We start from the raw sequence: 12,255 nt of genomic DNA, 5'->3' as shown, positions 1-12,255 counted from the left end.
TTTTGGTTTGCTTTTTTTTTTGGAAAAACAGTTATAATTTTTAGAAGGGGAAAATATAAATATTTTAAATAGTAAATTAAAAAAGAAACCATAATCTTATGAAAAAAGAAAAGATAAAAAAGCTTTTGAATGAAACTGAAAATCTAAAATCTTCAACACTTGATGCAATTCCTCATGCAGTGTTTAATCTGCAAAACCGTCGTATTACCTATGCTAATAAAGGTGCCACCAAAGTATTTGGCTGGAAACCAGAAGAACTAATCGGAAAATCAACAAGAATTTTATACCGCTCAGACAAAGACTACAAAAAAATTGGAAATAATTTTTACTCTGTACTTAAAAAAAATCAAAAATACAAGACAGAATTCCCCTGCAGGCGTAAAGACGGCAAAAATATTCTATGCCGTATAAGCGCTGCAATAATAGGTGAAAGACTCAAAAACAAAGAAGTTGTAGCCGTTTACACGGATATAACCGCTCTTAAAAATAAAGAAAAAATTCAATCGGCACTGTATAAAATCTCTAAATCAAGATATTTAGCTAAAAATTTAAAAGAACTGTGCAAAAACATACATAAGGAAATTGCTAACCTTATGCCTGCAGAAAATTTTTACATTGCATTGTATGATAAGGATTCTAAAATGTTTAATTTTGCGTACTGGGTAGATGAAAAGGAGAAAAAACCTGCTCCCGTAAAAGCCCAAAATGGTATCACAGAATATGTTTTTAACAAGGGACAACCATTCATGGCCAATCCAAAACTCATCAAGAAACTGGAAAATAGTAACACAATAAAAATACGTGGTATAATGCCAGTTTCCTGGCTTGGTGTTCCGCTAAAAAATGCAAATGAAACAATAGGAGTATTAGCAATCTCTAGCTACACAAAAGATGTTATATACACTGAGGAGGATAAAAACATTCTTAGCTTTGTCTCTAACCAGATTGCAACAGCAATTAAACAAAAGGAAATGGAAGAAAAACAAAAAACTCTTTTAAAGACAGAGCGTGAACAGCGCCTGCAGGCGGAGACACTTGCAAAAATAACCATTGCCCTTACTTCCAAATCCACTTTAAATGAAGTTTTTGATGAAATACTCAATCAGGCAAATCTCATTATGCCAAGCGATGCATCAAGAATTAATTTGATCAAGAATGATATACTATACACTGCATGCCAGAAAGGTCATGAAAAGTACGGGATAAAAGAATTTATAGCCAATTTAAAAATGCCTCTGGATAAATATAAAATCCCCGGGATAGCTATCAAAGAAAAAAAGATCCTCATTATCCCCGATACAGCAAAAGAACCGGATTGGAAATTTATTAAAGAAACTGCCTGGATAAAATCGTATGCTGTAGTACCCATTATTCTCCACAATAGCGTATTGGGTGTGCTTACAATTATTAGTGAAACTCCCAATAAATTCAGCAAGGAGGATGCAAAAAAACTTCAACCTTTAGCCAATGCAGCAGCTATTGCAATTGAAAAAGCCCGTTTGCTTGAAGATGCACACAAAGAGGTTAAACAAAGAAGAAAAGCAGAGGAAAAATTAATATGGAGTTACGAGGAATTACAAAAAACTTTGATCGATATGGTTAATGCTAGTGTAAAAATCGTTGAGGCAAGAGACCCTTACACTGCAATCCATGAAAAAAGAGTAGCCCAGCTTACTGAGGCAATTGCGAAAGAGATAAAGTTTACAAAATATAAATCTGATTTAATGAGAGTTGTGTCACTGGTTCATGATATCGGGAAAATAATTATTCCTTCAGAGATATTAACCAAACCATCTAAACTAACAAAAATAGAATTTAAAATTATTAAAATGCACCCTCAAGTTGGTTACGGAATACTTAAAGATATTACATTTCCTATTTCTGTTGCAAAAATCGTGCTTCAGCACCATGAAAGAATGGATGGCTCTGGCTACCCTAACGGACTTAAGGGAAATGAAATTATGCTTGAAGCAAGAATACTTGCAGTAGCTGACGTAGTAGAAGCGATGAGCTCCCACAGGCCTTACAGGCCGGCACTTGGCATTGATAAAGCACTGGAAGAAATAGAAAAGAATAAAGGTATTCTTTATGACTCAAAGGTTGTCAATGTCTGTATAAAATTATTTAAAGAAAAAGGGTTTAAGTTTAAAGAGTAAAAACTTGTATATCTCCTATACAGATAATTTTTGGTTTTCAAAGATTTTAAATTCAGCACACATAATCCGTCTTTAATCTTTCATAAAAATAAATTAAAAATTATATTCTGAAATAACAATAAATGTCTACGTTTTAGTTATACCTTACATTTCAAACACTCTAATTATAACCGCCTCAAGTAAAATAAAAATGATGGACATATGAATGATTGCTTAAAGATTTGCAGTACAAGAAAATTACTCCTTTTTCCTTTTACATTATTTTTTGCTATGCTGATTTTAAGATTATGTCTAACCTAAGGGGGTTGGAACATACACATCAAATTCTAAGGAGGGAGAAAGAAATGAACCAAGAATTCAAATCAAAGAACCTTAAAAACATCGGGATTGAAGTTGAGATACCTGAAAGTTATGACTTTCTTGAAACGGAGTCTCTTGATGCAATAACAGAATCCATTAAAAATTACCCGAAAGCATTGAAGATGTTTGAAATGCTTATCACAGATCCGGGAGTCCGGGCAGATTGGGATCTTTCTAATTTTATTACTGTTAAAAAGCTAAAATACAATGACCACGGTGAAGTGCACGCAAAAATTGTATGCGCATCAGCCCTTAAAATGCTGGACCTTTTGCTTGAAAGGGATATCATACCCGATTTCATAAAAGAGGGAGGCGATGATAATGGTGATGACCATTTGATAGTCTTGTCGGCAGCACTTCTTCATAACATTGGAAATCAGATATACAGAAAATCACCCTCTGCACAGCTCTTATCTTGCTATACCTGTACTTGACAGACTTCTTCCTAGGATTTACGATGACCTTGAACATAAAACCGAAATAAGAGGATTCATACTAAACGCTATATACTCTCATAGTGCAGATGTTCCGGATTACACAATTGAAGCACACTTGTTGGTATAGGAGATGGAACGGATATGACAAAGGGAAGAGGAAGAATGGTATATGACCTGGGCAGTCGCAGTATTCATGTTGTTTCTGCTTTATCCATTGAAAGAGTTTTGATATTAAGAGGAGAGGAAAAGCCCATTGAATTGATTGTTGAAATGTCAAATTCATCAGGTATATTTCAGATTCAGAAAATTCTCGGAGAAAAAATCATTGGCGGCCCTCTTGAGGATTACATCTCTTTAAAAGCAAACCTTGTACCGGGAGACACAGATTATGACAAAAGGATTGTTAGAGCAATAACACTAAAAGGCCATAAGTTTGTTGGAAACTAAAAAATAATCTAATCAACTCTTCTTAAAAGTTCACGCTACGTCACACTGGGGCCTGACACCAGTGTGACGTAAAATCAATCTTTATTTTTTCTGCTGCTTATTATTCTAAATCTTGCCAAATAGATCTGATAGAAGATTTCTTGCGTTTCTTATATCCCCGGAAAAATTAAACTGAAGTTTGGCTTTTGGCATAACAATCAAAAGGCTATGAGGATTTTGTTGCTCAAAACCGTCCTCGTCACTGTAACGCCTTCCCTCTTTCAATTGCGTCTTAATCACTGTGCTTGGTTCAATGGTAAATGTTCCCGGTGTTTCTTTTAGAATATCCTCGGGCTCCATATCAAGGTATCTCTTGTAAAATGTTGTCATAGTGCTTGCAGATGCAAGAAACTGTTTAAATCTCCCCCTGCCTTCCTGTTTTGTTTCTTCGACACGTTCTTGAGTCTCTTTTTTATAGATATCCTTTGAAAACTTTGCCACAATAACTCTTCTGTTTGTAATAACAAGATTGCAGCTCTCAGGTTTAAATAGCCCCTTTTTTAACCCTACATGCGGAATAACTCCCAGTACTTTTTCTTCCTCCATATCACTTCCTCCTTTGTTGTTGGAATTTACTTATTTTTAAATTATAATAACAAGAAAGTTATTTACCAACCCAGAACATTTTTTCTAAAATAGTATATAATTTTAGCGAAAGGAGAAGAAATTTAATTGTGTTTCTAAGAAGGATTAAATGAAAAGATTCGCAAAATACCTTATCACATTTCTTGTTATAATTTTGCTTTATACCTTTTGTATTGAGCCAAATATTGTTTTTATAAACAAAAAAGCAATTGAATCCGAAAAAATACCAGTCTCTTTTGATAAAATGAAAATTGTCCAGATCTCTGACCTTCATATAAAAAGATTTGGTTTAAGAGAAAGAGAAGTTCTATTTTTGCTAAAAATAATCAAACCGGATTTATTAATTATAAGTGGAGATTTTTATGAAAAAGAAGAGAATTTAAAATTCGTGAATGAATTCCTTGACAGGCTCGACTATGAAACATATGCAACTCTTGGAAACTGGGATTACTGGGCTGGTGATACAGAGCCACTAATTCGCTCTCTTAAAAATCACCAAATAGATATTTTAATGAATGAAAACAGAGTATTATCCATGGGAAACGATTCTATAAATATTGTTGGAGTCAGTGATCCTTACACAGGACATGATAATATTGATAAAGCAATACTTGAATTAGACACAGATAATTTCACACTCCTTGTAGCACATGCACCAGACATAACCCTTCGTTTAGAGCAAGAAAATTTTGATTTAATAATCTGTGGCCATACTCATAGGGGACAGGTAAACATTCCATTTATAAAACCTTTCTGGATACCAAGCAAAACAGATTTTGTAAAAGGTATGTATGAAACAAAATGGGGGAAACTCTATATAAGCAGGGGAATTGTAACCTCCGGGATTCCTGCCCGCTTCCTGTGTCATCCGGAGATAACCGTATTCACTTTAAGAAGTAAAAAATAGCACTAAGTTATTTATATTGGATTAATAAACAGTTAGCACTTTTCACAGAACAAAAATGTCAGTAAATTTTGATGGCTTTCTCAGTCAATGCACGATAATAGTAACTTCAAAACCAATTATAAGAGAAAAACATTATTCCCTCTTGACAAAAATTACAAAAAAATTATAGTAACTATATATACATGTATATATAGCAAGAGAGGCAATAAAATGAAAAATGCTTACGCAAAAGGAAAAGGGTTTTGGATTGTGTATCTTATTATAGTTTCATTAGATTTTACTGTGCCATTTCTTTTACCTCCTAAAATGGTAGGGGCTTACCTCTTCTGGATAATTCTCACTATCCTCACGATTCTTTATGGCATCTTTTTAATAGGCAAGCAAGTATGAAAACTTCAGCTGTGATTCTTGTTTTTGCTATTTGGTTTGCAATTGGTTGCCTCATTTCATACTATGCAAAGAAAAAAAGAGGAAGGGGTATTGCAGAATATTTTATAGCAAATAGAAAACTGGGCGGTTTTGCCGCTGCAATGACATACAGTGCGACAACATACAGCGCATTTATGATGGTGGGGCTTATAGGTATGGCATACGCAGTAGGTGCCAGTGCAATGGGTTTTGAATTGACATATCTCATAAGCACAGTGCTTCTTCTTGTTTACTTTGCACCAAAATTTTGGGCCATGGGTAAACAATATAATTGTATCACACCAACGGAACTGCTAAGCAAAAGATATAAAAGTAATTTACTTGGAATTATTGTCACAGTTTTTGCTTTGATTATGCTTGTTCCTTACATGTCTGTGCAATTTACGGGAATAGGTTATCTGCTTCAAGGTTTGGCTGGAATACCATATATTGTCGGTATCACAATCGCCCTAATCGTAATCATCACATATACATTCTGGGGAGGCATGAGGTCTGTCGCATGGACAGATGCATTACAGGCCGTTGTCATGATCATAGCCTCCATAGTGCTACTTTTTTATGTAGTACTGTCTGGATTTGGAAATTTTGGAAATTTCTTTGGAACCTTACAAAACAGTCATCCCGAACTGCTTTCTGCAAAAAATATGTCATACCAAAAATTCATTGGCCTTTCAATACCCTGGATGTTCTTTGCATTGACAAACCCACAGGTATCCCAGAGAATGTTTTTGCCAAAGGATAGAAAGAGTTTAAAAAATATGGTAATAGGATTTTCTCTCTTTGGCCTTATATATACATTCATCGTGGTAAATCTCGGTCTTGCAGCAAAATGTATCTTTCCAAACATCTTAAAAACAGACACAGTTACTATGGAGATTTTAAATCGTGTGCCAACTGCTCTTGCTCTCATTGTGTTTATCAGCATTGTTGCCGCTTCCGTATCAACAGTTGACTCCATTATCCTATCGTTAAGCTCTATGTGTACAGTAGATATCTTTGGCAAGATTTCTAAAACTAATAAAGAAAGACAGCTGCCATTCGGTGTATTGATGGTTCCAATAATTGCTATCCTTGCATTCATATTTGCAATAGGAAGATTTGGCGCAATAGTTGAACTTTCCGTGATGTCATCTGCAGGCCTTCTTGCAACTGCACCTGCTTATATTGGCATATTCTGGAAAAGAGCAACAAAAATGGGGGCTATCACAAGCATCCTTGCCGGAGGAACAACTGTCATAATTTTATACTCTACCAAATATTTTCCTCTCGGTATGTGGCCCGGTGTATGGTGTGCTATTATATCCACCTTAACATTTATACTGGTAAGCCTTAGAACGGGCAGATCAAAACAACAATCTAAAAAGGAGGTACTATTAAATGAATGATAAGGAAAGGAGAAAAGCAATATTGAATCTGCTTCAAAATAAAGTATCTGTTATGTCCGGCACAGAGGTCGCCAAAGTAATGGGAGTTACAAGACAGATAATTATAAAAGATATTGCCCTCCTGCGTGCTGCAGGATACAAAATAAATGCAACTCCAAAGGGATATGCAATGCAAAAAGAAAGAGGCGTTAAAACTGTCTTTGCTGTAAAACATACAAAAGAATCCATAGAGAAAGAATTGTCAATAATTGTACAAAACGGGGGAAGAGTTTTAGATGTCATAGTTGAGCACCCGCTTTACGGAGAGATAAGAGGTAATCTAAATATAGAAACAATTGGAGATATCAGGCGTTTCCTTGCCAAAATGGAAACTGCCCATGCAAAACCACTTCTTACTCTGTCTAACGGAATACACCTCCACACAGTAGAAGCAGATTCAAAAGAAAGATTGGAAAAAATTAAAAATGCCTTAAAAGAAAAAGGGTTTCTCGATCTCTAAAAATGATTTTCTCTCTTGACAACCAATTATACCATGATATAATTTAAAAGTTAGGTTCACCTAATAAATAGGAGAGAAAAAATATGGGCGAAAAAATAACTTTAATACATCTAAATCCTGGAGATAAAGCTAAAGTAATAGGTTTTTCAACAGGTCATGAACGATTTAAAAACCAGGGACTAGGACCCTGGCGTAAAAGAAAACACGGAATGGGAATGGGACTTGCACGAAGACTTCAAGAAATGGGCCTTATCCCCGGCAGTGTAATAGAGGTAATAAGGAATATGCCTATAGGACCTATAGAAATATCTGTTATGGGCACGCGCCTTGCAATTGGAAGAAATATTGCTTCACGTATATATGTAGAAAAAATATGAACAGGAAGTTATACACAATTACACTTGCAGGTAATGCAAATGTGGGGAAAAGTGTAATTTTTAATCAATTTACCGGTGGCAATCAAATCATAGGAAACTGGCCCGGCAAAACAGTAGAAAAAGCTGAGGGTCTCATTGAACAGGAAGGAACAAAAATTCATGTTGTTGATCTTCCGGGTATCTATTCCCTCTCAACATATTCTGAAGAAGAAATTGTTTCTCGTGAATTTATTGCAAAAGAAAAACCAGATGCTGTAATAAATGTAGTGGATGCCTCAAGCCTTGAAAGAAATTTATTTTTCACCCTTCAGCTTATTGAACTGGAATCCCCACTTATTGTTGCATTAAACCAGTATGACGCTATGGAAAACAAAGGGTTAAGCATTGATTTTGAAATGCTTTCCAGCCTGCTTGGCGTACCGGTAGTTCCAACTATTGCAGTACGGAACAAAGGACTGAAAGAACTTTTTGAGAAATCAAAAGAAGTCATCAAAAATACAAAGAAGATAAAACCTATTTTATATGGGAAGGAAGTAGAGGAAAAAATCAACATCCTTACCTCAGAAATAGAAAAAGAAATAGATATTTTTTACCCGCCCCGCTTTATAGCAATAAAATTGCTTGAAAATGACATCTCAATAAAAACGATAGTAAAAAATCCTGATATTATTGCACTTGCAGAAAAACTTAAAAAAGAACTTACCAAAATACACGGCGAATCACCAGAAACAGTAATTATTTCCGAGCGGTATACAATGGCATCGCGCATCGCAGAACAAGTAACAAAGAAAAAAGGCAAGACAAAAATAAATATTGGGGATAATATAGATAAAATTGCCTTAAACAAAATAACTGGATACATTTTACTCCTAGGACTCATACTTTTAATCTTCTACGGAGTATTTAAATTTGGAAGCTATTTCTCAGAGTTACTTAGTACCTCTTTGGAATTACTCAAACCAATCTTCATACAACTGCCGCTTCCTCCCATTGTAAATAGGTTGCTCTGGAATGGCCTTATGATAGGAATTATTGCTGGGATAGCCATTGTGCTGCCATATATTGCGCCATTTTACTTAATTCTTGCACTCCTTGAAGATAGTGGATATCTTGCACGCATTGCATTTCTCACGGACAATGTAATGCATAAATTAGGATTACATGGAAAAGCGTTTATGCCACTTATCGAAGGATTTGGATGCACTGTCCCGGCAGTACTTGGAACACGTATTATGGAAAGAGACAGGGACAGATTTATTGCCGCGACCCTTGCCACTCTTGTGCCCTGTTCTGCAAGAACTGTCATCTTGCTAGGACTTGTTGCTGCATTTTTAGGGCCTATCTATGCAATAATAATATACGCCTTGACTTTCATATTAATGTACATTCTGGGAAGATTATTAAACAGATACATAAAAGGTTCCCCGACAGGATTGGTTATGGAAATGCCTCGTTACAAAAAGCCAGTTCCAAAAATTATTCTGAGACAAACCTGGGTAAGACTAAAAGATTTTGTGTACTTTGCATTCCCCATCATCATTGCGGCAAATATAGTAATGGAAGTATTTACTGAACTAAACTGGGTTGTCCCCATCGCAAACTTTTTTAAGCCCGTTATGACAAACTGGTTAGGCCTTCCGCCGCTTGCCGGAATTACATTTCTGTTTGGTGTTTTGCGAAAAGAACTCACACTCATTATGCTATCCGCTCTATACCACACAGCAAATTTTGCAGAAATACTTACCCCGAGGCAGATATTCATATTTGGTTTCGTCACAATGATTTATATCCCCTGTATTGCAACAATTGCTGTCTTTAAAAGAGAATTTGGATGGAAAAGGGCAACGACAGTAGCAATTGGCGAGTTTCTTGGTGCAATTGTTCTCGGTGGCATTTTAAACCAAGTTTTGAGGATATTTATGCCATGAAACTCACCAAAAGCATAGAAGATTACTTAGAAGCAATTTACATACTTTCTCAAAAAGAAAAAGACATAAGAATGAAGGACATAGCGCGGCTTGCCTCAGTAAAACTTCCTTCAGCGACTGAAGCCATTAATAAATTAATCAAAAATGGTTATGTCAAGCATTGCCCATACAGCGATGTTTCATTAACTAAAAAGGGAGAAAAAATTGGGAAAGAAATATGGAACAAACACCAGATTCTTTACAAATTCTTAAAAGAAGTTCTTGGAATTTCGCAGGATAAAGCTTTTAGAGAAGCATGTCTTATAGAGCACTTCATCTCAGACGAAACAAGAGAAAAATTAAAAAAGTTCATCGAAAAAATTCTATCTTAGCTTCAAAAAATCTTTCAATCATTTATTTGTACGCCTTTCCACTTATTTTATATGTTGCTAAAATTATAAAAATAGATTAAAATAAATCATGCCAAATAAAATAGGGGTAATTTCAGATCTGCACGGTTCTTTAGAGGATACAAAAAATGTGCTAGAAATACTTGAAAGCACCACAGATCTTTTGATATGTGCAGGAGATATATTATATCACGGGCCACGAAACCATATCCCGAAAAACTACAACCCGGAGAAAGTTGCAGAACTAATTAATAAATTCCCAAAAAAGATTATTTTTGCAAGAGGAAACTGTGATGCAGAAGTAGACCAGGCACTTATCAAATACCCGATATTGCAAGATATTTCCTTTGTATTCATCGAAAAAGTACATATTGCCATAACACATGGCCACAAAATACCAAACAACAATTTTGATCAATTTGGCAGTAACAATAAAATTAATATACTTGTCACAGGACACACACATATTCCTCTTATAGAAAACTTTTCCTGGGGAATACATTTAAACCCAGGTTCTATTGCACTACCAAAAAACAGATTTAACAAAAGTTATGCTATAATCAATATAGAAAACGGCAAATTCAATGCCGAAATAAAGGAGATGAAATGATTATTACAATAGCAAATCAAAAAGGTGGCGTTGGTAAAACAACAACTTCAATTAACCTCAGTTCGGGGCTTGCAAGGAAAAGATTTAAAACACTTCTTTTGGATTGTGATCCACAATGTAACAGCACCTCTGCATTTTTTTCTTCAGAAGACACACAAAATTCCATATTCTCTCTCTTTTTAAAAAACGATACCGAATCAGAGGCACTTATAAGAGAGACAAAAGTACCTAATTTATTCTCCATACCTTCATCTATTCATCTCGCAAAGGTAGAAAGGAATCTTATGGCAGAAATTGATGCACCCCTGAAACTAAAAAAGAGTCTAAGCAAGTTTGAAAAGAATTTTGATTTTATCATCATTGATACTCCTCCTTCATTGGGACTTCTTACAGTAAACGCATTGATTGCATCGGACAATGTCTTGATTCCTATTACACCATCTCCCTGGTCTATAGAGGGAGTGCAAGATTTCATGGACACGTTCAAAAGCGTAAAAGAAACATTTAACGAAAAACTCAAATTACTAGGGGTGCTAATCACTATGTATGATCCAAGAACTCTCCTTGCCAAAGAATCCCTAGAGCAGATAAAAAATATATTTGGCACACTTATTTTTAATGAAATCATCCACCGTAGCGTTAGGCTTGAAGAAAGCCCAGCTTATAAAGAAGACATTTTTTCGTTTGCACCGTCATCAACGGGAGCAGCGTCGTACAAAAAAATAGTAAAGGAGGTAATTAGTCGTGCCAAAGAATAAAAGAGGATTGCCAAATAATTTCAAGGTTCGCTACACAAGCAACTACATAGAAGAGCTTTCAAATGAAAAAATCCTCTCCAGAGTAATGGATATCGAAACAAATAAAATAAAACCTGACGTCGAACAACCAAGAAAACTTTTTAATAAAGATTCCTTAGAAGAACTTGCCAGCAGTATAAAAGAAAAAGGGGTGCTCGAGCCGATACTTGTATATAAAAACAACGGTCAGTACATTATCATTTCAGGAGAAAGACGATGGAAAGCATCCATTTTAGCGGGGAAGAAAACAGTTCCCGTTATAGAGCTAAAACCTTCCGACAAAAGAGAAATACGAGAAATTCAGATTATAGAAAACCTTCAGCGCGAAGACATTACTCCTATCGAGCGAGCAAAAGTTATTAATGAATATCTTTCTCCGTTCGCAGAAGGAAAAAAAATAAAAACACTACTCATAAATTACAGGATGAGAAGAAATACGCCAAAAAAGTTTGCGCACACAGTGAGCGCACTCTGCAAAATGACCGGAAAAAGCCCAATTACATTTGTGAGATGGCTTTCACTTCTTGAACTTCCGGAAGACCTGCAAAAAAAGGTAGACAGTCCAAACTCGCCTATTACATCACGCCACATTGAACATCTGCTGAAATTGGAAGATTTTCAAACAATGCGAACGATAGCACAACTTATAGAAAAAGAAAGACTCAGCTCAGAAGAAACAAAAAATATAATAACTGGAATTGGGAGGAAAAACAAGAGAGACCCGTTACATATTGTTTTTCAAAGAATAGAAAACTTATCAAAGAAAAAATTAGATAGGTGGGACAAAAAGGAAAAAATAAAGGTTAAAAAAGACCTGATTCAACTAAAAAAATTGATTGAAGAACTTCTGGAAAAGTTAGAAAGATAATTCGTAGCAGTTAATCGTTCTTACCAAGAAGCAGCTTAGAGA

At 35.3% G+C, this 12,255-nt stretch carries 14 protein-coding genes; 13 read left to right on the top strand and 1 reads right to left on the bottom strand.

The features are described from left to right. Positions 1–98 precede the first annotated feature (98 nt). The 3 genes from U9Q18_02355 to U9Q18_02345 all read left to right on the top strand — a co-directional run bounded on the left by U9Q18_02355 (position 99) and on the right by U9Q18_02345 (position 3,400). Positions 99–2,156, top strand: coding sequence for a GAF domain-containing protein (locus U9Q18_02355; protein MEA3313201.1), 2,058 nt, complete (start codon positions 99–101; stop codon positions 2,154–2,156). Between the two features lie 344 nt (positions 2,157–2,500). After that, complete coding sequence (locus U9Q18_02350; protein ID MEA3313200.1) at positions 2,501–2,950, top strand: hypothetical protein; 450 nt, start codon at positions 2,501–2,503, stop codon at positions 2,948–2,950. Between the two features lie 144 nt (positions 2,951–3,094). Beyond that, positions 3,095–3,400: a hypothetical protein gene (locus tag U9Q18_02345; GenBank protein ID MEA3313199.1), complete on the top strand. Its 306-nt coding sequence runs from the start codon at positions 3,095–3,097 to the stop codon at positions 3,398–3,400. Between the two features lie 105 nt (positions 3,401–3,505). On the opposite strand, the gene U9Q18_02340 is transcribed toward U9Q18_02345, so the two are convergent. Then, on the bottom strand, positions 3,506–3,985 hold the full coding sequence (locus tag U9Q18_02340; protein ID MEA3313198.1) for a hypothetical protein: 480 nt from the start codon (positions 3,983–3,985) through the stop codon (positions 3,506–3,508). A gap of 148 nt (positions 3,986–4,133) precedes the next feature. Between U9Q18_02340 and U9Q18_02335 the strand changes: the two genes are divergently transcribed. From U9Q18_02335 to U9Q18_02290, 10 genes are all read left to right on the top strand, one after another. Further along, positions 4,134–4,931, top strand: coding sequence for a metallophosphoesterase (locus U9Q18_02335; GenBank protein ID MEA3313197.1), 798 nt, complete (start codon positions 4,134–4,136; stop codon positions 4,929–4,931). A 210-nt stretch (positions 4,932–5,141) separates the two neighbouring features. Next, positions 5,142–5,321, top strand: coding sequence for a hypothetical protein (locus tag U9Q18_02330; protein ID MEA3313196.1), 180 nt, complete (start codon positions 5,142–5,144; stop codon positions 5,319–5,321). Next, positions 5,318–6,745 carry a sodium:solute symporter family protein gene (locus U9Q18_02325; protein MEA3313195.1) on the top strand — a complete coding sequence of 476 codons (1,428 nt, stop codon included), beginning with the start codon at positions 5,318–5,320 and terminating at the stop codon, positions 6,743–6,745. The genes U9Q18_02330 and U9Q18_02325 overlap by 4 nt, the downstream gene beginning before the upstream one ends. After that, entirely contained in the window at positions 6,738–7,244 is a 507-nt protein-coding gene (locus tag U9Q18_02320) for a transcription repressor NadR (protein MEA3313194.1), read from the top strand. Before U9Q18_02325 ends, U9Q18_02320 begins: the two co-directional genes overlap by 8 nt. A gap of 83 nt (positions 7,245–7,327) precedes the next feature. Then, positions 7,328–7,621, top strand: a complete 294-nt coding sequence (locus U9Q18_02315) for a ferrous iron transport protein A (protein MEA3313193.1) — start codon at positions 7,328–7,330, stop codon at positions 7,619–7,621. Then, positions 7,618–9,549: a ferrous iron transport protein B gene (gene feoB, locus U9Q18_02310; protein ID MEA3313192.1), complete on the top strand. Its 1,932-nt coding sequence runs from the start codon at positions 7,618–7,620 to the stop codon at positions 9,547–9,549. Before U9Q18_02315 ends, feoB begins: the two co-directional genes overlap by 4 nt. Next, the gene (locus tag U9Q18_02305; protein MEA3313191.1) at positions 9,546–9,920 is read left to right on the top strand and encodes a metal-dependent transcriptional regulator; all 375 of its coding nucleotides are present in this window, start codon (positions 9,546–9,548) and stop codon (positions 9,918–9,920) included. Before feoB ends, U9Q18_02305 begins: the two co-directional genes overlap by 4 nt. A gap of 88 nt (positions 9,921–10,008) precedes the next feature. Then, positions 10,009–10,548: a phosphodiesterase gene (gene yfcE, locus U9Q18_02300; GenBank protein MEA3313190.1), complete on the top strand. Its 540-nt coding sequence runs from the start codon at positions 10,009–10,011 to the stop codon at positions 10,546–10,548. Further along, a complete protein-coding gene (locus U9Q18_02295; GenBank protein ID MEA3313189.1) occupies positions 10,545–11,306 on the top strand; it encodes a ParA family protein in 762 nt (253 codons plus the stop codon). The genes yfcE and U9Q18_02295 overlap by 4 nt, the downstream gene beginning before the upstream one ends. Then, entirely contained in the window at positions 11,293–12,213 is a 921-nt protein-coding gene (locus U9Q18_02290; protein ID MEA3313188.1) for a ParB/RepB/Spo0J family partition protein, read from the top strand. Before U9Q18_02295 ends, U9Q18_02290 begins: the two co-directional genes overlap by 14 nt. The last annotated feature ends 42 nt before the right edge of the window (positions 12,214–12,255 follow it).

It is taken from the genome of Caldisericota bacterium (genome assembly GCA_034717215.1).
GTDB lineage: Bacteria > Caldisericota > Caldisericia > Caldisericales > Caldisericaceae > UBA646.
This window is presented reverse-complemented; position numbering and strand designations above follow the sequence as displayed.